Here is a 22,775-nt window from a genome sequence, read left to right on the forward strand (position 1 = left end):
CGCTCAGGCCGACATCGCGCGCGCCATGCGGATCGCCGCGGCCATGCTGGACGGGTCCGCGCGGCCGGTGCCGGCGATGTCGAAGGCGGTGCCGTGATCCGGGCTGGTCCGCACCAGCGGCAGGCCCAGGGTCACGTTGACGCCCTCCTCCACGCCCAGGTACTTCACCGGAATCAGCCCCTGGTCGTGGGTCATCGCCACGACCGCATCGAACTCGCCGACGTGCCGCGGCGGCGCGTGGCGCGCGCGCATGAACACCGTGTCCGGCGCGAACGGTCCGTGGGCATCGATGCCCAGCGTCCGCGCCTGCGCGATCGCCGGCGCGATGTGCTCGATCTCCTCGGTGCCGAACAGGCCGCCCTCGCCGGCGTGCGGATTCAGGCCCGCCACGGCGATGCGCGGCGCGTCCAGGCCGGCGCGGCGCAGCGCGGCGTCGGTGATGCGCAGGGTCTGCAGCACCCGCCCCGTCGTGATCTGGTCGACCGCCTGGCGCAAGGCCACATGGATGGTCACCAGCACCACCCGCAGTTCGTCGTTGGCCAGCATCATGCGCACCGGCGGCAGTTGCCCTTGCGCGTCGGCGCAGAGCGCCTGCAGCAGTTCGGTGTGGCCGGGATGATCGATGCCGCCGGCATGCAGCGCTTCCTTGTGGATGGGCGCCGTGACCAGCGCGCGCGAGCGGCCGGCCTGCTGCTCATGCACCGCCGCGACGATGCAGCGCGCCGCCGCCGCGCCCGCCGCCGCGCTGACGCGGCCCAGTGGCTGGTCGACCAGGTCCGCGGGCAGGCCCGGCGGCTGCCAGACCGGCAGGCAATCGGGCGGGGCGAGATCGTCGGCCCGCTCGAGCACCGCCACTGGCAGGTCCAGGCCCAGGATGCCGACAGCCCGCCGGAAGACCGCGACGTCACCCACCAGGCGCAGGTCCGCGCCGCGGTCGCGGGCCCAGGCGGCGACGGCGATCTCGGGCCCGATGCCGCAGGCGTCGCCCATCGTCAGCAGCAGCGGGCGCGGGCTCGCCGGGGAAGTGGACGGCCGGTTCATGCGGGATTGGGGATGTCGATGAAGCGGTAGTGCAGGCCGAGCTGCTCCGACACCTGCCGCCCCAGGGCCTGCACGCCGTAGCGCTCGGTGGCATGGTGGCCGGCGGCGATGAAGGCCACGCCGGTCTCGGCGGCGTAATGGGCCTGCGGCTCGGAGATCTCGCCGGTGATGAAGACATCGGCGCCGGCGGCGATGGCGGCCTCGAAGTAGCCTTGCGCGCCGCCGGTGCACCAGGCCACGCGCCGCAGCGCGCGACCGTCGCCGGCCGCCTGCACGGTGGCGCGGCCCAGTCGCTCGCCGACGTGGGCGGTCAGCGCATCGAGCGTGTCCAGCGCCGCCGGCAGCGCGCCGACGCAGCCCAGGTCCTGCTCGCCGAAACGGCCGTCGGCGGCCCAGCCCAGGTGTTTCGCCAGTTGCGCGTTGTTGCCGAGTTCCGGATGCGCATCCAGCGGCAGGTGATAGGCGAACAGGTTGATCTCATGCGTCAGCAGCCGGGCCAGCCGCTGCTTCATCCAGCCGGTGACGCGGCCGTCCTGGCCGCGCCAGAACAGGCCGTGGTGGACCAGGATCGCATCGGCGCCGGCCTCGATGGCGGCGTCGATCAGCGCGAGGCTGGCGGTGACCCCGCACACCAGTTGCCGGATCTGGTCGCGGCCCTCGACCTGCAGACCGTTCGGCCCATAATCCTTGAACCGCGTGGGCTCCAGCGTGGCGGCGAGCAGCCGCTCCAGCTCCGTGCGATGTGCCATGACAGGATCTCTCTTGCGTCAAACCTGGCTGATTTTCTCCCAGGCCACCACCGTGGCGCTGGCCGGCTACTTCGTCGTGTCGACGCTCAAGCCGGAATGGCTGCACGAAGCGCCCAAGGTCGTGCCCACGCTGCCGGCCGCCGCCGGCGCCCCGCCGCGCGCGGCGGTCCAGTTCAGCTTCGCCGCCGCGGCGCAGGCGGCCTCGCCGGCGGTCGTCGCGGTGCTCGCCAACAAGCCCGCGCCCAGCCAGCGCGAGATCGACGCCGACCCCTGGCTGCGCTTCCATTTCGGCAAGCGGCTGCCGCAGCAGCAGCGGCCGCAGACCGGCCTGGGCTCGGGCGTGATCGTCTCGCCGGACGGCTACGTGCTGACCAACAACCATGTCGTCTCCGGCGCCACCGAGATCCGGGTCCAGCTGGCCGATGGCCGCGACACCGCGGCGCGCCTGGTCGGCACCGATCCCGAGACCGACCTGGCCGTCCTGCGCATCACGCTGCCGCCGCCGCTGCCGGTGATCCATCCCGGCAAGGCCGGCGAACTGCAGGTCGGCGACGTGGTGCTGGCGATCGGCAATCCCTTCAACGTCGGCCAGACGGTCACCTCCGGCATCGTCAGCGCGCTGGGCCGCACGCAGCTGGGTCTGAGCACCTTCGAGAACTTCATCCAGACCGACGCCGCCATCAACCCCGGCAACTCCGGCGGCGCGCTGGTGGACGTGCAGGGCCGGCTGGTGGGCATCAACACCGCGATCTACTCGCGCACCGGCGGCGGCAGCCTGGGCATCGGCTTCGCGATCCCGGTGGACTCCGCCTACCAGGTGCTGGAGGCGCTGGTGAAGGACGGCAAGGTCTCGCGCGGCTGGCTCGGCGTCATCACCGGCGACGTCAATCCGGAGGTCGTCGACACGCTCAAGCTGGCCGTCGATCACGGCGTGCTGGTCAAGGAAGTCTTCAAGGCCAGCCCCGCCGCGAAGGCCGGCCTGGAGGCGGGCGACGTCGTCACCGCGGTTGGCGGCCAGGCGGTGCGCTCGCCGCGGGAACTGGTCAACGTGGTGGCGGCGCTGCGGCCCGAGAGCCAGACGGTGATCGCGGTGCAGCGCGGCAAGGAGCTGCTCAAGCTGCCGCTGCAGGTGGGCCTGCGCCAGCCGCAGACCAGCGACGAGACCCCGCCGGAATGAACCATGGATGACGACCAACTGCTGCGCTACTCGCGCCACATCCTGCTGGACGACATCGGCGTCGAGGGCCAGCAGCGCCTGCTGGACGCGCATGCGCTGGTGATCGGCGCCGGCGGCCTGGGCTCGCCGGCGGCGCTGTTCCTGGGCACGGCCGGCGTCGGGCGCATCACGCTGGTCGACCATGACCGCGTCGACGTGACCAACCTGCAGCGCCAGATCGCGCACAGCCTGGCGCGGGTGGACCAGCCCAAGGCCGAATCGGCCGCCGCCGGCATCGCCGCCATCAATCCCGAACCGCGCGTGCGCGCGATCACCGAGCGCGCCGACGCCGCGCTGCTGGACACGCTCGTGCCGCAGGCCGACGTGGTGCTGGACTGCACCGACAACTTCCCCACCCGCCACCTCGTCAACGCGGCCTGCGTCAAGCACGGCAGGCCGCTGGTCTCGGGCGCCGCGCTGGGCTTCGACGCGCAGCTGAGCGTCTACGACAGCCGCGAACGGCGCTTCCCCTGCTACGCCTGCCTGTTCCCTGCGGACCAGCCGCCGGAAGAGCAGCGCTGCGCGGTGATGGGCGTGTTCGCGCCGCTGGTCGGGATCATCGGCAGCATGCAGGCCGCGGAGGCGCTGAAGCTGCTCACCGGCATGGGCTCGGCGCTGCCGGGCCGGCTGCTGATGCTGGATGCGCGGCGGATGGAATGGACCGACCTGCAGGTCGCGCGCGACCCGCGCTGCCCGTGCTGCGGCGACCGCTGAGCGCGCGCAACAAACCGTCGTCCACGCCGCTGCGCCGCCGCGCGAGACGAACAGAAATTAAGTGGCAACGCCCGTAAGCTCCCGGGCCATCGAATCATGATCAGAAGCGACAAACTCACCGCCCGCAACTTCCCCTCCGCGCAGGAGGAGGCCGCGCAACAAGCGGCCTTCGACGCCGCGTTCGACGCCAATCCCCCCAGCGCCTACCAGCTGGCGTTCACCGACACCGACTTCCTGCTCCGCCCCGAGCTGCGCCCGGTGCGCATGCAGCTCGAGCTGCTGAAACCGGAGCTGATCCAGCAGGAGCTGAACATCCAGTCGACGGTGGTGATCTTCGGCAGCGCACGCATCGCCGACCGCGAGTCGGCGCAGGCGGCGGTCGAGGCCGCGCGCGCCGCCAAGGACGAGGCCGCGCTGCAACGCGCCGAGCGTCGCCTGGTGATGAGCTGCTACTACGAGGAAGCGCGCAGGTTCGCGCGCCTGATCACCGAGCACACCAAGGACTTCGCGCATCCGCTGTACGTCGTCACCGGCGGCGGTCCCGGCATCATGGAAGCCGGCAACCGCGGCGCGCATGAGGCCGGCGGCCGCAGCATCGGCCTGAACATCGTGCTGCCGCACGAGCAGCGGCCCAACCAGTACATCACGCCGGAGCTCTGCTTCCGCTTCCACTACTTCGGGCTGCGCAAGATGCACTTCCTGATCCGGTCGGTGGCGCTGGCGGCCTTCCCTGGCGGCTACGGCACGCTGGACGAGCTCTTCGAGACGCTGACGCTGATCCAGACCGGCAAGTGCCGCCGTCGCCCCATCCTGCTGTTCGGACGCGACTTCTGGTCGCGCCTGATCGACTTCGAGCTGCTGATCGACACCGGCATGATCAGCCCGGGCGACGAGCAGCTCTTCCACTACGTCGAGACCGCCGACGAGGCCTGGGCGCTGCTGATGAAGGAATACGACATCGGCTCGCCCGCGAACGGCAACGGCAGCGGGGGCGACGGCACCTGATCCGCCCTTCCGGGGGCATCCCAAAGCAAGAGAGGTTGGACCATGACCGCAGCACGACACGTGAGCCTGATCGGCGCCCCCACCGACGTGGGGGCCGGCGCCCGAGGCGCCAGCATGGGGCCGGAGGCCCTGCGGGTGGCCGGCCTGGCCGAGGCGCTGCGGGCACATGGCGTCGAGGTCAAGGACTGCGGCAACCTCACCGGCCCGTCCAACCCCTGGCAGCCGCCGACCGCCGGCTACCGACACCTGGACGAGGTCACCGCCTGGAACCAGGCGGTGCACGACGCGGTCTACGCCGAACTGGGCGCCGGCCGCATGCCCATCCTGCTCGGCGGCGACCACTGCCTGGGGCTGGGCTCGATCGCGGCGGTGGCGCACCACTGCCGCGACACCGGCAAGAAGCTGCGCGTGCTGTGGCTGGACGCCCATGCCGACTTCAACACCAGCCAGCTCACGCCCAGCGGCAACATCCACGGCATGCCGGTCGCCTGCCTGTGCGGCTACGGCCCGCAGGAGCTGATCCAGATCGGCGGCAAGGTCCCCGCGATCGATCCGAAGTGGATCCGTCAGATCGGCATCCGCAGCGTCGACCCCGGCGAGAAACGCTTCGTCCACGAGGTCGGCCTGGAAGTCTTCGACATGCGCTACATCGACGAGATGGGCATGCGCCACACGATGGAGCTGGCGCTGGCCACGATGGACGCCAACACCCACCTGCATGTCAGCTTCGACGTGGACTTCCTGGACCCGGACGTCGCGCCCGGCGTCGGCACCACCATCCCGGGGGGACCGACCTACCGCGAGGCCCAGCTCTGCATGGAGATGATCGCGGACACCGGCCGGCTGGCGTCGCTGGACATCATGGAGCTCAACCCGGCGCTGGACGTGCGCAACAAGACCGCGCTGGTGGCGGTGGACCTGGTCGAGTCGCTGTTCGGCAAGTCGACGCTGATGCGCAAGTGAAGCGCGCCCCGGGCCCCGTCCCTTGAGGGCCAGGCCGCGCGCGGCCACCGTCACGAAGCCGGGCTCGTCCCGGCTTCTTCACGTTGGGGACGGCTTCCACCGCGGCCTGGGGTCGGCCGCCAGTCAGGCGCGGCTGAGCTCCGCCAGATGGACCAGCGTGTGCAGCACGCGGTTGGCCGGCGTGGGCACGCCCAGCGCCTCCCCGCGCCGGACCAGGAAGCCGTTCAGGTGATCGATCTCGGTCGGCTTGCCGCGCGCCAGGTCCTGCGCGGTCGAGGAGAACTGGCCCGGCATCGTCTCCGCGATCTTGCGCACCGCCTGACGGACGTCGCCCAGCAGGGTGACGCCGTCGGCCGCCGCCACCGCCAGGCCCTCGTCGACGAGCTGGTCCATCACCGTCCAGACGCCCTCCCCCTTCACCAGCTCGCCGTAAGGCTGCTGCGTCAGGGCGGACAGCGCGTTGTAGGCGCAGTTGATCAGCAGCTTGGACCACAGCGCGCCGCGCACGTTGTCCGAGACGTCGACCGGCACGCCGGCCGCGACCAGCGCCTGCGCGGCGCGCTCGGCGCCGGGCGCGGGCTCGATGACCAGCTCGCCACGGCCGTGATGCTTCACGTGGCCGGGCCCGGCCATCTCCGTCGCGACGTACACCACCGCCGCGGACACCGGCTGCGGCACGGTTTCGCGCAGCCGCTCCGCGTTGTCGACACCGTTCTGCATCGACAGCAGCAGCGTGTCCGCGCCGAGGTGCGGCGCCAGCGCCTGCGCCGCCGACACCGTGTCGGTCGACTTCACGCAGAACAGCACCAGCTGCGCGCCGCGGGCGGCGGCGGGCTCGGTATCGGCGCGCAGGCGGACCTGCTCGTCGAACATCCGCGTCTCCATGCGCAGGCCGTGATCGCGGACCGCCGCCACGTGGGCCGGACGCCCGATCAGCGTCACGTCATGGCCGGCGCGCGCCAGCATGCCGCCGAAGAAGCAGCCCACCGCGCCGGCGCCCATCACGGCGACCTGCAGCGGCACCCGCGGCGGTGTTTGCAGCGGCGCTTGCGCCTCGGGAACATCGACTGGCGTCATGGGATCTTCCTTGTCATCGCGTGGGGGAGCCGGGCGCCTCGCCGGGCGATCCCGATTCAAGCACAGACGATCCAGCCTTCGAGCGGGTCCATGCCGGCGGGCTGGCCGTAGTCCGCCCGCGCATCGGCCCAGGCCGCCTGCATCAGGCACAGCACCGCGTCGAGCTTGTCGCCGCTGCCGTCGTCTGCAAGCTCGTCGCGCTGCGCGTGGCTGAGCTTGAGCCGCAGGTCCAGCCGCGTGCGGCCCTGCTCCAGCGCCTCGATCAGGTCCTTTCGGGCGATCAGGCGCTCGGGCGTGTGCTTGGCGCGGTCGTCGCTCTTGTAGCTGCGCTGGCCGATCAGCTCGCGTGCGAGCAACCCGGGATACGCCTCCAGCGCCACGCGCGACGGGTCGCCCGCATGCAGCCCCGGCAGATGCACGCCCGCGGCCACCAGCCGGGGCACGCCCGCGTGCAGCATGTAGGCCACCGGCGGATTCACCCACTTCATGCTCGGGGACGAGCCGGCCGGCGCGTCGCAGGCGCGGTGCGCGAACTTGCGGCCCGCCGGACGGGCATCGCAGAAGGCGGCGAAGGTGTCGCGGATCTCCGCGCGCGACAGGCTCGCGTAGTGCGCGATCAACGCGGCCCACTCGGTGGGCCAGCCCAGCGTCTCGACCAGCTCGCGCGGCAGGCCGAACGGCAGGTCGAAGCCGCCCAGCCACGACCCCGGCGCCGCCAGCCAGGCCGCGAAGGCGTCCAGCGACGGGAGCGCCTCCTGCCGCTCCAGCTTCACGACCGCGCCGCGCCGCTGTCCGAAGGCCAGCCGGATCGGCTTGCGGGCCGTCGGCGCGCTGCTGAAGTCCACGCCGACCAGCACGCGCGCGGCCGGTACCGCAACCATCGATGCGGAGGCAGCGACGGGCGGGGTTGGCGCGGCGGCGGGGACCGGCGCTTTCGAGACTTTTGGCATGCCCGCGACTGTATCCATCGTCCACTGGGGCCAGCCGCGATTGACGTGCGATGTGCGCCGACCAATGCTGAGGTCTTCCGGTCGTCCGCATCGCCGAAGGAGGAGTCGCCTTGTTCCAGCGCGAACTGGCCCGAGCCCTGCACCTGAGCCGCCGCGGCGCCTACCGCGACGCGACCGATGCGCTGGAACTGGCGCTGGTGGCGGCCGATTCGGTGCGGGAGCGCGCACGGGCGCTGATCCTGATCGCCCACAACCTGCCCCGCCAGGGCGACCTGCCCGCGGCGCTGCGGCGCGCCAGCGAGGCGGTGGCGCTGGTGCGGCTGATCGACGGCCCCGACCAGGACGAATGGACTGCGCAGGCGCTGACCGAGCTCTGCTACGTCTACGCGCAGTTCCAGATGGGGCGGGACGCGATGCAGGCCGGCTGGCAAGGCCTGGCCGCGGCGCGGCGCGCGCAGGATCCGGCGCGCGAAGCCTGGGCGCTGAACCGGCTGGCGGTGGCCTTCGCGGTGACCGACCAGGTCGAGCAGGCCTGCCAGCACACGCTGCAGGCGCTCGAGATCGCCCAGCAGCAGGCCGCCGGCGAGCGCGAACTGCTGCTGTCCTGCCTCAACAACCTGGCGCATTTCTGGCTGCAGGCGCACGCGGAAGCGATCCGCGACGAGGACCGGCGCTCGGCCGCCGAGGCGCTGGCCCAGGCCGAGCCCTACGCCGTGCGCGCCGCCGACCTGGTGCGGGAGGAAGGCAATCCCTTCCTGGTCGTGGTGTCGCTGTCCAATCTGGTCGAGCTGCAGCTGGGCACCGGCGCGATCGACGACGCGCTGCTCATCGCCGACGAATACGAGCGGCTGGCGCAGCGCCACGGCTACGCCGGCATGGTGCTGCAGGCGCGCGCGCAGCGGGCGCTGTTGCAGCTCAAGCGCGACGACGGCGCCGGCGCGACCGACGCGCTGCCGGCGCTGGCGACGCTGCAGGACCTGGTCGGCCAACAGGCGCCGCAGTCCCTGCCCACGCGCCTGCGGCGACAGCTCGCGCTGGCGATCTATCGGGCCTGCAAGCTGCGCGGCGATGCCGCGCGGGCGCTGGCGGCGCACGAACTGCTGTCGTCGCTGGAGCGCCAGACGGCGCGCAGCGCGATGGCGCTGCAGACCGAGGCGATGCTGATCCGGCAGGAATTTGAGCAGGCCCAGGCGCGGGCCGAGCATGCGATGCAGGACGCGCGTCGCGAGCGCGAGCGGGCCGAGCTGGCCGAGCAGGAGCAGCAGCGCCTGCGACGCGAGGCCGCGGAGCTCGGCCGCATGGCCCATGAAGACGCGCTGACCGGCCTCAACAACCGGCGTCACGCCGAGTTCGCGCTGCCGCTGCTGCTCGAGCGGGCGCGGCAGGAGCACAAGCCGATCGCGCTGGGGCTGCTGGACATCGACCACTTCAAGCAGGTCAACGATGCCTTCGGGCACGGCGTCGGCGACCAGGCGCTGCAGAAGGTGGCGCAGGTGCTGCGGCGGCAGCTGCGCAGCGCCGACCTGCTGGCGCGGGTCGGCGGCGAGGAGTTCATGCTGGTCTTCGTCGGCGTCCCGGCCGAGCGCGGCCAGGAGATCTGCGAGCGCCTGCGCGGCGCGATCGCCAACCACGCGTGGGGCGAGCTCGCGCCGGACCTGCGCGTCACGGTCTCCATCGGCCTGGCGGCCGGGGAGCCGCCCGCGAAGGCCGCGATGCTGGTGGAGACCGCCGACCAGGCGCTGTACGCGGCCAAGCACGCCGGCCGCAATCGCGTGCAGGTGATGGGGGTCTGAGCCGGCGGGGCGCCGCCGGGCCGTGTCAGCCCAGCTTGAAGACGGCCACCGACTGCGACAGCGCATCCGCCTGATGCTGCAGGCTCTGCGCCGCGGCGGCGGATTCCTCGACCAGCGCGGCGTTCTGCTGCGTCATCTGGTCCAGCTGCGCGATGGCCGAGCCGATCTGGTTGATGCCGCCGCTCTGCTCGGCGGTGGCATGGCTGATTTCGGCCACGATGCGCGACACGCGGGTGATGGAGTCGGAGATCTCGTTGATCGTCTCGCCCGCGCGCTCCACCAGCGCCGCGCCGCTGGCGACGCTCTCGCCGCTGGCGGTGATCAGCTGCTTGATCTCCTTGGCGGCCTCGGCGCTGCGCTGCGCCAGCGAGCGCACCTCGCTCGCCACCACCGCGAAGCCGCGGCCCTGCTCGCCCGCGCGCGCGGCTTCCACCGCGGCGTTCAGCGCCAGGATGTTGGTCTGGAAGGCGATGCCGTCGATGGTGCCGATGATGTCGCCGATGCGCGCCGACGAGGCGCTGATGCGCCCCATCGTCTGCACCACCTCGCCGACCACGCTGACGCCGCGGCCGGCGACGTCGGCGGCCTGCTCGGCCAGCGCCTTGGCCTCGCCGGCGGAGGCCGCGTTGTGCTGCACGCTGGCGGTCAGCTGCCCCATCGCGGAGGCCGTCGCCTGCAGGTTGGAGGCCGCCTGCTCGGTGCGCTGGCTCAGGTCATGCGCGCCGGCCGCGACCTCGCGCGACGCCGTCGCGATGCTGTCCGTGGCGCTGCGCACGCCGCCGACGACCTCGCGCAGCGCGTCCTGCATGCCCTGCACGCCGCGCGCCATCGCGGTCGTCTCGTCGGCGCCGTGCACGGTCACCGGCTCGCTCAGGTCCTTGCGGGCGATGCGTTCGGTGGTGTCCACCGCCTGCGCGAGCGGCGCCAGGATGGAACGGATGTTCAGCACGGTCAGCAGGCCGATCAGCACCACGCCGATCACCAGCACCACGCCGAGCGCGCCGCGCACCGCGCGTTCGCGCGTGCTCAGGCGCGCCACTTCGTCCTCGCCGTGCTGCAGGATGGCCCGGGTCATCTCGGCCACGCCGCTGTCCATCGCCTGCACCGGCGCCTTGATGACGTCGGTGGAGCGGTTGGCCTCGGCGGCATCGACGAAATCGGCGTTCAGGATGCGCTTGGCGATGTCGTCCACGCCGGCCTTGTAGGCCTGCAGCGCCTGCTTCAGCTTCGGCGGCATGGCGGCGGTCTCGGCGCCGGTCTCCATCGCGGCCAGCGCGTCCAGGCTGCGGATCACGCCGGCATAGGTCTTCTGCCAGTCGGCCTGGGCCTGCTTGACGGTGCCGTCATCGCCGATGTTGATCAGCATGTCCTTCTCGAAGCGGCGCAGGTTGCCGATGCCGGCGCGCACCTCGGAGAGCTGGGTCAGCGAGCCCACGTCCTGGGCGACGTACTGTTGGAACTCGGACCGCGTGCTGCCCATGGCCCAGAGGCCGGCGCCCCCGATCAGCAGGAGCGCCAGGACCGACAGGAGGCCCAGTCCCAGCAGGCGGGTCCGGATCGTGTAATTGCGCAGAGACTGCATGTTTTCCCGACGATTGGATCGAAGCGAAAAGCCTAGCAGCCCGCATGCCGGCGCACGGCGACGCGGCGCGCTAAACCGGGTCGAGCGTGCACTCCTCCCGGACGGAAGTCACGCTGCTCAGGAGAGCTTGAACACCGCCACCGACTGCGACAGCGCATCCGCCTGGTGCTGCAGGCTCCGCGCCGCCGCGGCCGATTCCTCGACCAGCGCCGCGTTCTGCTGCCCTGGCGCGCGATGCGCTCGGTGGAGCTGACCGGCCGCGCCACCGCCACGCGAGCGCGGGGCTCCCGGCCCCGCCCGCGTCAGCGCCAGAGCGCGGCCATCGTCGCCTGGAAGCGCTCGCGGCGGTGGGCATCGTCGGTCGGGCGCGGCTGGCCGGCGACATAGACCTCGCGCCAGGCGGGGCCCTGGCTGGCGAAGACCAGGCCGTCCAGCAGCGCGGCATCGGGCAGGCCCGCCAGCCCGCTGGCCGTCGTGTCCAGCACCAGGAAATCGGCCCGCGCCCCGGCCTGCAAGCCCCAGGACGGCAGCCCGGCCGCCCGCCCGCTGCCCGCGACGCAGGCATCGAACAGCCGCGCCGCCGTCGAGGGCTGGTGCCCCGGCCGCGCCGCCACGTTGCGCCGCTGCAAGCCCAGGCGCTGGCCGTACTCCATCCAGCGCAATTCCTCGACCCAACCGCGCGTGACCTGGCTGTCTGAGCCCACCGTCAGCGGCACACCGGCCGCCAGCCAGCCCGGCAGGTCCGCCAGCCCGTCGCCGAGGTTGCCTTCGGTGCCCGGGCAGATCACCACGCCCGCGCCGCTGGCGGCAATGCGCGCGATCTCCTCGCGCGTGCTGTGGGTGGCATGCACCAGCTGCCAGCGCGGATCCAGGCCGTAGTCGGCCAGGAAATCGATCGGCCGCCGGCCGGCCGCCGCGAGGCAGTCATCGACCTCCTGCATCTGCTCGGCGACGTGCACGTGGATGGGAATGTCCGCGTCCCCGATCAGCGCCTGCAGCGCGCGCACGTCGGCCTCATGGGCCGCGCGCAGCGAGTGCACCGCCACGCCGGCGCGCACCAGCGGCAGCCCGGCGGCGTTGATGCGGCGGCAGGCCCGCCAGACCCAGTCGGCATCGGTGCGGAAACGGCGCTGCGTCTCGCGCAGTCCCGGGTGCGCGAAGCCGGCGTGCGCGTACAACACCGGCAGCAGCGTCAGCCCGATGCCCACCTCCTGCGCGGCCTCGGCCAGCGCCAGCGCCATCGCGTGCTCGTCCTCGTAGGGCGTGCCGTCCTCGCGGTGATGCAGGTAGTGGAACTCGCAGACCTGCGTGTAGCCGCCGGCCAGCAGCTCGGTGTAGAGCTGCGCGGCGATGTCCTTCAGCTGCGCCGGCGTCACGCGCAGGGCGACGCCGTACATGCGGTCGCGCCAGGACCAGAAATCGTCGCTGTCGCTGTCGCGCTGCTCGGCGAGGCCGGCGAAGGCGCGCTGGAACGCATGGCTGTGGGCATCGACCAGCGTCGGCAGCACCGGCCCGCCCAGGCGCAGCGCATCGGCCGGCGCCGGCGCGCCGGCGTTCAGCGCGGTCCAGTGCCCGTCGGCGCCCACGCGCATCAGCACATCAGCCTGCCAGCGCCCGTCCAGCCAGGCCAGCGGCGCGTGGAAGGCCGTCGGCGTCACGGGGGCGGCGCTCATGCGGCGCTCCGCGGCGGGTGGGTCGGTGGGTTGGCGGACGGGTTGGCCGATGGGTTGGCCATCAGGTAGGCCTGCAGCAGCATCGTCAGCACCGGCCGCACCCGCTCGACACAGCCCGCGTCGAGCTCGTAGCCGGTGAAGCCCATGTCGTTCTCGACCATGTAGCAGCGGTAGCACATCTCCAGCTGCACCGCCTGCTGGCCCAGCTCGGGCCGGCCGTACTGGCGCGTGATGTAGCCGCCCTTGAAACGACCGTCGACGACCCAGCTGAAGTCGTCCTGCGCCTGCAGCACGATCTCGATCGCCTGGCGCGTGACCTGCTTGCAGGACTTGCCCTCGACGGTGCCGATGTTGAGGTCGGGCAGGCGGCCCTCGAAGAGCCAGGGCAGCTCCGAGCGGATGCTGTGGGCCTCGAACAGCAGCGCGAAGCCGTGCTCCTGCCGCAGCCGCTGCAGCTCGCCCTGCAGCGCCTGGTGGTAGGGCGCCCAGTACTGCTCGATGCGGCGCTGCTTCTCGGCCGCGTCCGGCGCCAGGCCGTCCTGGTAGAGCGGCTCGCCGGTGAAGAAGCGCGTCGGGCAGAGCTCGGTGTTGGAGGCGCCGGGGTACATCGGCGTGTCCTCGGGCGGGCGGTTCAGGTCGATCAGGTAGCGCGAGAAACGCGGCACCAGCATCCCGGCGCCGAGCTGCTCGGCGATCGGCGCGTACAGCGGCTCCAGGTGCCAGTCGGTGTCCTCGCTGCCCAGCGCGCGCGGCACATAACGGTGATGCTGGTCGGCCGGGATCTCGCGGCCCACGTGCGGCATGCTGATCAGCAGCGGGGTGCGGCCGCGCCGCAGTTCAAAGACGTCGTGCTTCATCGCTCGTTCCTCTTGTCTCCGCGCGACGGCAACAGGCCGCCGCGCCGCGGCAGCGATCACGTCGTCGCGCGATCGTCCGCCGCTTGTCTCACGCTCGCGCCTGGCCGCCGACCACCACCTGGCGCAGCGGGTTGCGTCCGAACCAGTAGGCCAGCTCGCGCGGATGCGCGGCCTCCCAGACGCAGAAATCGGCGCGCAGGCCGGCGACCAGCCGCCCGCGGTCGGGCAAGCCGAGCGCCCGCGCCGCGTTCACCGTCAGGCCGCGCAGCGCCTCCTCCGGCGTCATGCGGAAGAAGGTGCAGGCCATGTTCAGCATCAGCAGCAGCGACAGCCCCGGCGAGCTGCCCGGGTTGTGGTCGGTCGCCAGGGCGATCGGCACGCCGGCGTCGCGCAGCGCCTGGACCGGCGGCAACTTGGTTTCGCGCAGGAAGTAGAACGCGCCGGGCAGCAGCACCGCGACGGTGCCGGCCCGCGCCATCGCGGCGATGCCGTCCTCGCTCAGCCATTCGAGGTGATCGCAGGACAGCGCGCCGAATTCGGCCGCCAGCGCGGCGCCGCCCTGATCGCTGAGCTGTTCCGCATGCAGCTTGACCGGCAGCCCGAGCGCGCGCGCGGCCTCGAAGACGCGGCGGGTCTGCGCCGGCGTGAAGGCGATGCGCTCGCAGAACACGTCGACCGCGTCGACCAGGCCCTCGCGCTGGAGTTGCGGCAGCCAGGCGCAGACGGCGTCGACGTACTCGTCCTGGCGGCCTTCGAATTCCGGCGGCAGCGCATGCGCGCCCAGGCAGGTGGTGCGCACCGTCAGGCCCAGCCCGGCCAGTTGGCGCGCCACCCGCAGGCACTTCGCCTCGTCCGCCAGCGACAGGCCGTAGCCGGACTTCACCTCCAGCGTGGTCAGCCCCTCGGCCATCAGCGCGCGGGCGCGCGCCACCGCCAGCGTCCACAGCGCCTGCTCGCTGGCGGCGCGCGTCGCGGCGACGGTGGAGCGGATGCCGCCGCCGGCGCGGGCGATCTCCTCATAGGTCGCGCCCTGCAGGCGCAACTCGAATTCCGCCGATCGCTCGCCGCCGTAGACCAGGTGCGTGTGGCAGTCGATCAGCCCGGGCGTCACCAGCGCACCTCCCAGGTCGTGCGTGTCGGCGACGCCGTCGCGCAGGTCGGCCGGCAGCTCGGCCGCGGGGCCGGCCCAGCGCAGTTGTTCGTCCTCGACCAGCAGCGCGCCGTCGTGCACCAGTCCCCAGTCGCGCTCGCCGGCGAAGGTCGCCAGTGTCGCGTGGGTCCACAGGGCGCGGCGTGGCGCGGCGGTCGAGGTCATCGTCATGTGTCGCTCCAGACCAGCCACCAGGCCGGCCCATGTTGATCGCCGTCGTCGAAGACGCAGCTGTGCGCGGCCGGCGATTCACACCAGGCCAGCGTGTGGGGCGCCAGCGGCACCGAGCGGTGACCGTGGATCAGCAAGCCGCCTTCCTGCGTGAACAGGCCCAGCCAGCGCGCGCCGTGCGGGATCAGCGGCCGGTCGGCCGGCTGCAGCCGGAACACGCCGGCATCGCGCCGGTGCATCACGTTGAAGTCCTGCGTCGGGCCGTCGATCAGCGTGCAGTCGGGCGCGTCCTCGCCGGGAAACCGGACCATGCCCTCGTTGGGCTTGAGCGCACGGCCACGCATGATCACGCCTTCCCCCGACAGCACGCCGAACCAGCGGTCCACGCCGGGGTAGGCCGAGAACGGCCCGTCGCGGTCGATGTCCGCGACGCTAATGCGCACCTTCCAGTCCGCGACGTGCGGCCACGCGAGCAGCTCGCGGGTCCGGCCTCCCCCATTGCGCCACGGGGTCGGGGCAACCTCGTCGGCGGTGATCCTCATCCAGCTCATGTCATCCAACTGCACAGGGCTATTGCTGAAGGGCGGGATTCTCGAAGACTCGCTCATGAGGACACGTCACCAAACGTCAACCCGGGGGTCACGCCTGGAAGCTCCCCTCTAGCAGGTAGCGGCTGGCCGGATGCACCAATCGCACCGCCGTCACCGCGCGGCCCTGGCTGGATGTGACACGTTTCACGACCAGGCAGGGTTCGCCGCGCGGCATGCCCAGCAGCCGGGCCTCGAGCGCGACCGGCATGGCGGCCTCGATGGTGTAGCGCGCTTCCGACAGCGGCGCGACTTCCAGCAGGTAATGGGTGGGCGTGACGCGCGTGAAGTCCTGGTCCATGTAGTCCGGCGCGCAAGCCGGGTTGACGAGCCGGTCCTCGCACTGGATCGCCACGCCGTTCTCGCGATGCACGATGACGCTGTGGAACAGCGTCGCGCCGGTACGCACGCCCAGCAGGCCGGCCTGTTCGGCATTGGCCTTGACCGTCTCCAGGACATGGACGCTGGCCTCGTGCCGGTGATTGCGCGCGGCGATCTCCTCATGCACGTCGCGCACCGTCAGCGTCGAGGCGATGCGGTGCAGCTGCGCGACGAAGCTGCCCACGCCCTGCACCCGCTCGACCAGGCCTTCCTGGTGCAGCTCGCGCAGCGCGCGATTGACCGTCATGCGGCTGACGCCGAAGGCTTCGGTCAGGTCCGCCTCCGACGGCAGGCGCTCGCCCGGCCGCCAGCGCCCGCCCGCGATGCCTTCGCGCAGGTGCGTCTTGACCTTCAGGTACTGCGGCGCGGGGCCGCCCGCACCGCTCAACGCGGAGGCCGGAAGGGAGCTCGAGGACTTCGTCGCCATGGGGTCGCATCCTACTTGACTGTACTTGTATAGACAACTAGAGTCCGCCGCATCCCGCCAGCAGATGCGACACGCACGACGGCGCCCAGGAGACATCCATGACCGTATCGACTTCCGCCGCGTCGCGCGCCGGCGCGTCCGCCCCGCCGGACCGGCTGCTGGAGACGCGCACCATCGACCGCGTGCCCGAACGCGAGCGCCACGGCAGCCCGGGCAGCCAGTTCAGCCTCTGGATGGCGGCCAACCTGCAGATCACCGCGGTGGTGGACGGCGCCCTGGCCATCGTCTTCGGCGCAGAGGCGCTGACGGCGATCGTCGGCCTGCTGCTGGGCAACCTGCTGGGCGGCGCGGTGATGGCGCTGCATTCGGCGCAGGGACCGCGGCTGGGCCTGCCGCAGATGATCTCCAGCCGGGTGCAGTTCGGCGTCAAGGGCGCGGCCCTGCCGCTGCTGCTGACGCTGGTGATGTACCTGGGCTTCGCCGCGACCGGCACGGTGCTGTCGGGCCAGGCGATCAACCTGCTGCTGGGCGCGGAGTCGCCGCTGGTCGGCATCGCGATCTTCGGCGGCCTGACCGCGCTGATCGCCACCGTGGGCTACCGGCTGATCCACGTCGTCGGCCGCATCGCCACGGTGCTAGGGATCCTGGGCTTCGGCTACCTGGCGCTGCGGCTGTTCCAGCAGCAGGACGTGGCCGCCGTCTTCGGCCAGAAGCCCTTCACCATGGCCTCGCTGCTGCTGACGATGGCGCTGTCGGCCGGCTGGCAGCTGACCTTCGCGCCCTACGTGGCCGACTACTCGCGCTACCTGCCCTCCGGCACCTCGACCGCGCGCACCTTCTGGACCACCTTCGCCGGCACGGTGCTGGGCGCGCAGCTGACGATGACCTTCGGCGTGCTGGTGGCGGCCGCCGGCGGCGGATTCCTGAAGAACCAGGTCGGCTTCATGGGCGAGCTCGCCGGGCCGGCCGTGGCCGCGGCGATCTACGCGGTGATCGTCGCCGGCAAGCTGACCGTCAACTGCCTGAACGCCTACGGCGGCTGCATGACGCTGCTGACCACGCTGGGCGCCTTCCGGCCGTCGCTGCGCATCGGCGCGGCGGCCCGCGCGGCGACCATCCTGGGCTTCGTGCTGGCCTCGATGGCGATCGCGGTGCTGGCCAGCGCCGACTTCCTGAACCACTTCAAGAACTTCGTGCTGCTGCTGCTCGCGGTCTTCGTGCCCTGGAGCGCGATCAACCTGGTGGACTACTACCTGGTCTCGCGCGAGAAGGTCGACATCCCCGCGCTCTACGACCCGCAGGGCCGCTACGGCGCCTGGAACGCGATGGCGCTGGGCTGCTACCTGCTGGGGGTGATCGTGCAGATCCCCTTCCTCAACCAGAAGCTGTACCGCGGCCCGATCGCCGACTGGCTGGGCGGCGCCGACATTTCCTGGATCGTCAGCCTGGTGCTGACCTCGCTGGTCTATTACCCGCTGGCGCGCCGCACGATGCGCGTGCCCGCCACCATGATCTATCCCGACGGCGAGACGGCCCCCGGCCGCCGCTGACCCTCACGCCCCCCCCAGGCCCCCTTACGCCTCACGATCCCCAGCCTCCCGAGAAGGAACCGCCATGAGCCACGCGCACCACGCCCAACCCCGTCCCGTCCGTGCCCCGATCGGCACGCAGCTCACCTGCAAGAACTGGCTGATCGAGGCCGCCTACCGGATGATCCAGAACAACCTGGATCCGGTCGTGGCCGAGAACCCCGATGCGCTGGTGGTCTACGGCGGCATCGGCAAGGCGGCGCGCAACTGGGACTGCTTCGAGCAGATCCTGACGTCGCTCAAGAACCTCAACGAGGACGAGACCCTGCTGATCCAGTCCGGCAAGCCGGTGGGTGTCTTCCCCTCGCATGTCGACGCGCCGCGCGTGCTGCTGGCCAACTCCAACCTGGTGCCGGCCTGGGCCAACTGGGAGCACTTCAACGAGCTGGACCGCAAGGGCCTGATGATGTACGGCCAGATGACGGCCGGCTCCTGGATCTACATCGGCTCGCAGGGCATCGTGCAGGGCACGTATGAGACCTTCGCCGAGGCCGGCCGCCAGCACTTCGGCGGCGACATGGTCGGCCGCTGGGTGCTGACCGCCGGCCTGGGCGGCATGGGCGGCGCGCAGCCGCTGGCGGCGACCTTCGCCGGCGCCTGCTCGCTGACCATCGAATGCCAGCAGTCGCGCATCGACTTCCGCCTCAAGACCCGCTACGTCGACGAGCAGGCCGCCGACCTGGACGACGCGCTGGCCCGCATCGCCAAGTACACGGCCGAGAAGAAGGCCGTCTCCATCGCGCTGCTGGGCAACGCGGCGGAAGTGCTGCCGGCGTTGGCGGCCCGCGTGAAGGCCGGCAGCGCGATCAAGCCGGACCTGGTCACCGACCAGACCTCGGCGCACGACCTGATCAACGGCTACCTGCCGGTGGGCTGGACCGTCGAGCAGTGGAAGGCCGCCGCCGCCGATCCCGCCAAGCACGCCGACCTGAAGGCCGCCGCCGCGCGCGGCTGCGCGGTGCATGTGCAGGCGATGCTGGACTTCCAGGCGATGGGCATTCCCACCGTCGACTACGGCAACAACATCCGTCAGGTCGCCTTCGACCAGGGCGTGAAGAACGCCTTCGACTTCCCCGGCTTCGTGCCCGCCTACGTGCGCCCGCAGTTCTGCGAGGGCCGCGGCCCGTTCCGCTGGGTCGCGCTGTCCGGCGATCCGGAGGACATCTACAAGACCGACGCCAAGATCAAGGAGCTGTTCCCCCACCACGCCGGCGTGCACCGCTGGCTGGACATGGCGCGCGAGCGCATCGCCTTCCAGGGCCTGCCGGCGCGCATCTGCTGGCTGGGCCTGGGCGAGCGCCACAAGGCGGGCCTGGCCTTCAACGAGATGGTCCGCACCGGCGAGTTGAAGGCGCCCATCGTCATCGGCCGCGACCACCTGGATTCCGGCTCGGTGTCCAGCCCCAACCGCGAGACCGAGTCGATGAAGGACGGCTCCGACGCCGTCTCCGACTGGCCGCTGCTCAACGCGATGCTCAACACCGCCGGCGGCGCGACCTGGGTGTCGCTGCACCACGGCGGCGGCGTGGGCATGGGCTACTCGCAGCACAGCGGCGTGGTGATCGTCTGCGACGGCACCGAAGCCGCCGACAAGCGCCTGGCCCGCGTGCTGTGGAACGACCCCGGCACCGGCGTCATGCGCCATGCCGATGCGGGCTACGAGATCGCGCAGCAGACCGCGCAGGAGCGCGGCCTGAAGCTGCCGATGCTCGGCCGCTGAGCCGCCGCCCTTTTCGATCTCGCGATCTCGCGATCCCGCGATCCCCGATCCACGAATCCGTTCTCGAACCGAGTTCCCATGACGACTTCCCTTGAACTCATCCCCGGCCGGCTGACGCTGGACCAGCTGCGCCGCATCCGCGCCGGCGGCGTGACGCTGACGCTGCACGCCGATGCCTGGCCGGCGATCCGCCGCGGCGCCGCCGTCGTGCAGGCCGCCGCGGCCGGCGATGATCCGGTCTACGGCGTCAACACCGGCTTCGGCAAGCTGGCCTCCAAGCGCATCGGCAAGGACGAGCTGGCCGCGCTGCAGCGCAACCTGATCCGCTCGCACTGCGTGGGCGTGGGCGCGCCGCTGGCGCCGCCGGTCGTGCGGCTGATGCTGGCGACCAAGGCGGCCTCGCTGGCGCGCGGCTTCTCCGGGGTGCGCGAGTCCGTCGTGCAGAGCATCCTGGACGCCTTCAACGCGGGCCTGGTGCCCTACGTGCCGGCGCAGGGATCGGTGGGCGCCTCGGGCGACCTGGCTCCGCTGTCGCACATGACGCTGGCGCTGATGGGCGAAGGCGAGATGCTGGTCGACGGCCAGCGCCAGCCCGCGCTCGCGGTGCTGGAGCGCGCCGGCCTGAAGCCGCTGGTGCTGGAGGCCAAGGAGGGCCTGGCGCTGATCAACGGCACGCAGACCTCGACCGCGCTGGCGCTGGAGGGCCTGCTGCGCTTCGAGACCGTCTATGCCGCCGCCGTCGTCAGCGGCGCGCTGAGCCTGGACGCCGCGCGCGGCAGCGACGGCCCCTTCGATCCCCGCATCCATGAGGTGCGCGGCCAGCCCGGCCAGATCGAGACGGCCGCGGCCTACCGCGCGCTGCTCGCCGGCAGCCCGATCCGCCAGTCGCATCGCGATGGCGACGACCGGGTGCAGGACCCCTACTGCCTGCGCTGCCAGCCGCAGGTCATGGGCGCCTGCCTGGACCAGTCGCGCTACGTCCGCGACGTGCTGCTGCGCGAGGCCAACGCGGTCACCGACAACCCGCTGGTGTTCGCGCCGGCCGACGGCCCGGCCGCGATGATCTCGGGCGGCAACTTCCACGCCGAGCCGGTCGCGCTGGCGGCCGACGCGCTGGCCTGCGCGATCGCGGAGGTCGGCGCCATCGCCGAGCGCCGCATCGCGATGCTCATCGACACCGGCGTCTCGCGCCTGCCGCCCTTCCTGACCGAGAACGCGGGCCTCAACTCCGGCTTCATGATCGCGCACGTCACCGCCGCGGCGCTGGCCAGCGAGAACAAGTCGCTCGCGCATCCGGCCAGCGTCGACAGCCTGCCGACCTCGGCCAACCAGGAGGACCACGTCTCGATGGCGACCTTCGGCGCGCGCCGTCTGGGCCCGATGCTCGACAACACGGCGCACATCGTCGCGATCGAGCTGCTGGCCGCGGCCCAGGGCATCGAGTTCCTGCGCCCGCTGCGCAGCTCGGCGCCGCTGGAGGACATGCACGCCCTGCTGCGCGAGCGCTGCCCCGCCATGCCCTCCGACCACTACCTGGCGCCGGACATCGAGCGCGCCTTCGCGCTGGTCAACGACGATGGCCCGCGCGGCCCCGCGGCGCTGCTGCGCGCGCGCACCGAGCTGGTCGTGCTGGACTAACATCCGGGGGCCTCGGCGGGCCCGGCCCGCCGCCGACCCGCCGGACGGCGGCCTGACCGTCCGGCTCACCTGGTGGGTTCCACATGCCTCACACCGCCTCCACGGCGCGCCTCCCGCGCGCCGTTGTCGTTTCCGCCGGCCGCGCGCCGGCACGCCCCTCGCCCGCGCTTGTCCGCTTCGTTGCCGCGCTGTTGCTGCTGATGGCGGCGATGCTGGTCGCGCCGCGCGCCTTCGCCGCGACCCGGGTGGTCTTCGACATCGACCTGCGCGACGAGATCGCCGCCGGCCGCTTCGATCCGGCCCGGGACATGGTGGGCGTGCGTGGCGGCGCCGCGCCGCTGAGCTGGACCCGCTCGCTGATCGCGCCGGCCGCCGGGCTGGGGCGCGACGGCTGGTATAGCGTCACCACGAGCTTCGAGCGCGTGCCGCCGGGCGGCACCGTGCCCTACAAGTTCCGCATCGAGCGCCCCGGCCAGGGCGAAGGCGACGCGGGCTGGGAGACCGGCGGCAACCGCGCGATCGAGCTGGTGTCGGACGAGGTGCGCGTGACGCGCGCGTTCAACGCGCCGGGCGCGCCGATCTCGCTGAGCCGCGCCGGCACCATCGAACGCCTGGAGCCGCTGCCGGAGCGCTTCGTCGGCGCGCGCGGCGTGCAGGTCTGGCTGCCGCCGAACTACGAGCGCGACACGCAGCGCCGTTATCCGGTGCTCTACCTGCACGACGGGCAGAACGTCTTCGACGCGGCGGCGGCCGGCGCCGAATGGCAGGTCGACGAGACGGCGCAGCGGCTGACGGTGGACGGGCAGATCCAGCCGATGATCATCGTGGCGGTCAACAACACCACGCGCCGCATCGACGAGTACACCGCCACCGCGATGAGCCGCGACGGCCACACGCAGGGCGGCCAGGCGGCGGCCTACGCGCGCTACCTGATCGAGCAGCTCAAGCCCGCGATCGACGCGCGCTACCGCACGCTGCCGGACGCGGCGCACACGGCGGTGGGCGGATCGTCGCTGGGCGGGATCATGAGCCTGTGGCTGGCGGTGCATCACGGCGACGTGTTCGGCACGGCGCTGGTGGTGTCGCCCTCGCTGTGGTGGGACAACGAATTCCCGATTCGGGATGCGCAGAAGACTCCGCTGCCGATGTCGGTGCCGCGTCCGAAGCTGTGGCTGGACATGGGGACCGGCGAAGGGGCCGAGGCGATCCGGCAATTGCGCAAGCTGCGCGGCGTGCTGTACGCGCGCGGCTGGGCCAGCGGAGACATCGCCTACCTCGAGGCGGAGGGTGCGACGCACGATGAAGCGAGCTGGGCGGCGCGTGTGGAGCCGGTGCTGCGCTTCGTCGACCGGCAGTTCAACGCCAAGCCGCGCGATGGCAATCGTCAGCAGCGGGATCCGTTCCCTGTCGAGGTCCGTCCTCCGATGCCCAAGGGCCAAGGCACCTATTGACTCAGTCCTCGGTTCGAGGATCGTCGTGTCCCACGACTGCG

Annotated in this window: 19 protein-coding genes; 9 read left to right on the forward strand and 10 right to left on the reverse strand. The window is 72.0% G+C overall.

What is annotated here, in order from left to right:
• Positions 1-3 precede the first annotated feature (3 nt).
• Together pdxA and ACTJKJ_RS19390 are read right to left on the reverse strand one after the other, a co-directional pair.
• Positions 4-1,041 (reverse strand): 4-hydroxythreonine-4-phosphate dehydrogenase PdxA, encoded by a 1,038-nt coding sequence (pdxA, locus tag ACTJKJ_RS19385; protein WP_440821430.1) that lies wholly within the window; start codon positions 1,039-1,041, stop codon positions 4-6.
• Complete coding sequence (locus ACTJKJ_RS19390) at positions 1,038-1,790, reverse strand: Nif3-like dinuclear metal center hexameric protein (RefSeq protein WP_091721727.1); 753 nt, start codon at positions 1,788-1,790, stop codon at positions 1,038-1,040. The genes pdxA and ACTJKJ_RS19390 overlap by 4 nt, the downstream gene beginning before the upstream one ends.
• Before the next feature lie 13 nt (positions 1,791-1,803).
• Here ACTJKJ_RS19390 and ACTJKJ_RS19395 point away from each other — a divergent pair, with 13 nt between their 5' ends.
• From ACTJKJ_RS19395 to rocF, 4 genes are all read left to right on the forward strand, one after another.
• Positions 1,804-2,967 (forward strand): trypsin-like peptidase domain-containing protein, encoded by a 1,164-nt coding sequence (locus tag ACTJKJ_RS19395; protein ID WP_183485454.1) that lies wholly within the window; start codon positions 1,804-1,806, stop codon positions 2,965-2,967.
• A 3-nt stretch (positions 2,968-2,970) separates the two neighbouring features.
• Positions 2,971-3,720 carry a HesA/MoeB/ThiF family protein gene (locus tag ACTJKJ_RS19400; RefSeq protein WP_440821431.1) on the forward strand — a complete coding sequence of 250 codons (750 nt, stop codon included), beginning with the start codon at positions 2,971-2,973 and terminating at the stop codon, positions 3,718-3,720.
• A 96-nt stretch (positions 3,721-3,816) separates the two neighbouring features.
• Entirely contained in the window at positions 3,817-4,725 is a 909-nt protein-coding gene (locus tag ACTJKJ_RS19405; protein WP_440821432.1) for an LOG family protein, read from the forward strand.
• Between the two features lie 42 nt (positions 4,726-4,767).
• The gene (gene rocF / locus ACTJKJ_RS19410) at positions 4,768-5,688 is read left to right on the forward strand and encodes an arginase (RefSeq protein WP_091721709.1); all 921 of its coding nucleotides are present in this window, start codon (positions 4,768-4,770) and stop codon (positions 5,686-5,688) included.
• Positions 5,689-5,811: 123 nt separating this feature from the next.
• Here rocF and ACTJKJ_RS19415 read toward each other — a convergent pair whose 3' ends face one another.
• Both ACTJKJ_RS19415 and ACTJKJ_RS19420 read right to left on the reverse strand, forming a co-directional pair.
• Positions 5,812-6,705, reverse strand: a complete 894-nt coding sequence (locus ACTJKJ_RS19415; protein WP_091724981.1) for a ketopantoate reductase family protein — start codon at positions 6,703-6,705, stop codon at positions 5,812-5,814.
• 116 nt (positions 6,706-6,821) lie between these two features.
• Complete coding sequence (locus ACTJKJ_RS19420) at positions 6,822-7,646, reverse strand: DUF429 domain-containing protein (protein WP_440821433.1); 825 nt, start codon at positions 7,644-7,646, stop codon at positions 6,822-6,824.
• 179 nt (positions 7,647-7,825) lie between these two features.
• On the opposite strand from ACTJKJ_RS19420, the gene ACTJKJ_RS19425 reads away from it, so the two are divergent.
• On the forward strand, positions 7,826-9,508 hold the full coding sequence (locus ACTJKJ_RS19425; protein ID WP_183489796.1) for a GGDEF domain-containing protein: 1,683 nt from the start codon (positions 7,826-7,828) through the stop codon (positions 9,506-9,508).
• Between the two features lie 25 nt (positions 9,509-9,533).
• Here the strand turns inward: ACTJKJ_RS19425 and ACTJKJ_RS19430 are convergent, their stop codons facing one another.
• From ACTJKJ_RS19430 to hutC, 6 genes are all read right to left on the reverse strand, one after another.
• The gene (locus ACTJKJ_RS19430; protein ID WP_440821434.1) at positions 9,534-11,090 is read right to left on the reverse strand and encodes a methyl-accepting chemotaxis protein; all 1,557 of its coding nucleotides are present in this window, start codon (positions 11,088-11,090) and stop codon (positions 9,534-9,536) included.
• 302 nt (positions 11,091-11,392) lie between these two features.
• Positions 11,393-12,763 (reverse strand): formimidoylglutamate deiminase, encoded by a 1,371-nt coding sequence (gene hutF / locus ACTJKJ_RS19435; protein WP_440821435.1) that lies wholly within the window; start codon positions 12,761-12,763, stop codon positions 11,393-11,395.
• The gene (hutG, locus tag ACTJKJ_RS19440; RefSeq protein WP_440821436.1) at positions 12,760-13,620 is read right to left on the reverse strand and encodes an N-formylglutamate deformylase; all 861 of its coding nucleotides are present in this window, start codon (positions 13,618-13,620) and stop codon (positions 12,760-12,762) included. The genes hutF and hutG overlap by 4 nt, the downstream gene beginning before the upstream one ends.
• An 88-nt stretch (positions 13,621-13,708) precedes the next feature.
• Complete coding sequence (gene hutI / locus ACTJKJ_RS19445) at positions 13,709-14,935, reverse strand: imidazolonepropionase (RefSeq protein WP_440821482.1); 1,227 nt, start codon at positions 14,933-14,935, stop codon at positions 13,709-13,711.
• 2 nt (positions 14,936-14,937) lie between these two features.
• Positions 14,938-15,492, reverse strand: a complete 555-nt coding sequence (locus tag ACTJKJ_RS19450) for a HutD/Ves family protein (protein ID WP_175538170.1) — start codon at positions 15,490-15,492, stop codon at positions 14,938-14,940.
• Positions 15,493-15,580: 88 nt separating this feature from the next.
• Positions 15,581-16,336 (reverse strand): histidine utilization repressor, encoded by a 756-nt coding sequence (gene hutC / locus ACTJKJ_RS19455; protein ID WP_440821437.1) that lies wholly within the window; start codon positions 16,334-16,336, stop codon positions 15,581-15,583.
• Positions 16,337-16,434: 98 nt separating this feature from the next.
• On the opposite strand from hutC, the gene ACTJKJ_RS19460 reads away from it, so the two are divergent.
• The 4 genes from ACTJKJ_RS19460 (at position 16,435) to ACTJKJ_RS19475 (ending at position 22,734) form a co-directional block, all read left to right on the forward strand.
• Positions 16,435-17,886: a purine-cytosine permease family protein gene (locus tag ACTJKJ_RS19460; RefSeq protein ID WP_440821438.1), complete on the forward strand. Its 1,452-nt coding sequence runs from the start codon at positions 16,435-16,437 to the stop codon at positions 17,884-17,886.
• 64 nt (positions 17,887-17,950) lie between these two features.
• The gene (gene hutU, locus ACTJKJ_RS19465) at positions 17,951-19,645 is read left to right on the forward strand and encodes a urocanate hydratase (protein ID WP_091721664.1); all 1,695 of its coding nucleotides are present in this window, start codon (positions 17,951-17,953) and stop codon (positions 19,643-19,645) included.
• A gap of 78 nt (positions 19,646-19,723) precedes the next feature.
• Positions 19,724-21,283, forward strand: coding sequence for a histidine ammonia-lyase (hutH, locus tag ACTJKJ_RS19470; protein ID WP_440821439.1), 1,560 nt, complete (start codon positions 19,724-19,726; stop codon positions 21,281-21,283).
• Between the two features lie 83 nt (positions 21,284-21,366).
• Positions 21,367-22,734: an alpha/beta hydrolase gene (locus ACTJKJ_RS19475; protein WP_440821440.1), complete on the forward strand. Its 1,368-nt coding sequence runs from the start codon at positions 21,367-21,369 to the stop codon at positions 22,732-22,734.
• The last annotated feature ends 41 nt before the right edge of the window (positions 22,735-22,775 follow it).

The sequence above is a fragment of the Roseateles sp. 22389 genome (assembly GCF_052044995.1).
GTDB lineage: Bacteria > Pseudomonadota > Gammaproteobacteria > Burkholderiales > Burkholderiaceae_C > Roseateles.

Coding starts and splice junctions, on each gene's coding strand:
- pdxA (WP_440821430.1), bottom strand. CDS start 1,041: ATGAACCGGCCGTCCACTTCCCCGGCGAGCCCGCGCCCGCTGCTGCTG.
- ACTJKJ_RS19390 (WP_091721727.1), bottom strand. CDS start 1,790: ATGGCACATCGCACGGAGCTGGAGCGGCTGCTCGCCGCCACGCTGGAG.
- ACTJKJ_RS19400 (WP_440821431.1), top strand. CDS start 2,971: ATGGATGACGACCAACTGCTGCGCTACTCGCGCCACATCCTGCTGGAC.
- ACTJKJ_RS19405 (WP_440821432.1), top strand. CDS start 3,817: ATGATCAGAAGCGACAAACTCACCGCCCGCAACTTCCCCTCCGCGCAG.
- rocF (WP_091721709.1), top strand. CDS start 4,768: ATGACCGCAGCACGACACGTGAGCCTGATCGGCGCCCCCACCGACGTG.
- ACTJKJ_RS19420 (WP_440821433.1), bottom strand. CDS start 7,646: ATGGTTGCGGTACCGGCCGCGCGCGTGCTGGTCGGCGTGGACTTCAGC.
- ACTJKJ_RS19430 (WP_440821434.1), bottom strand. CDS start 11,090: ATGCAGTCTCTGCGCAATTACACGATCCGGACCCGCCTGCTGGGACTG.
- hutF (WP_440821435.1), bottom strand. CDS start 12,763: ATGAGCGCCGCCCCCGTGACGCCGACGGCCTTCCACGCGCCGCTGGCC.
- hutG (WP_440821436.1), bottom strand. CDS start 13,620: ATGAAGCACGACGTCTTTGAACTGCGGCGCGGCCGCACCCCGCTGCTG.
- hutI (WP_440821482.1), bottom strand. CDS start 14,935: ATGACCTCGACCGCCGCGCCACGCCGCGCCCTGTGGACCCACGCGACA.
- ACTJKJ_RS19450 (WP_175538170.1), bottom strand. CDS start 15,492: ATGAGCTGGATGAGGATCACCGCCGACGAGGTTGCCCCGACCCCGTGG.
- hutC (WP_440821437.1), bottom strand. CDS start 16,336: ATGGCGACGAAGTCCTCGAGCTCCCTTCCGGCCTCCGCGTTGAGCGGT.
- ACTJKJ_RS19460 (WP_440821438.1), top strand. CDS start 16,435: ATGACCGTATCGACTTCCGCCGCGTCGCGCGCCGGCGCGTCCGCCCCG.
- hutU (WP_091721664.1), top strand. CDS start 17,951: ATGAGCCACGCGCACCACGCCCAACCCCGTCCCGTCCGTGCCCCGATC.
- hutH (WP_440821439.1), top strand. CDS start 19,724: ATGACGACTTCCCTTGAACTCATCCCCGGCCGGCTGACGCTGGACCAG.
- ACTJKJ_RS19475 (WP_440821440.1), top strand. CDS start 21,367: ATGCCTCACACCGCCTCCACGGCGCGCCTCCCGCGCGCCGTTGTCGTT.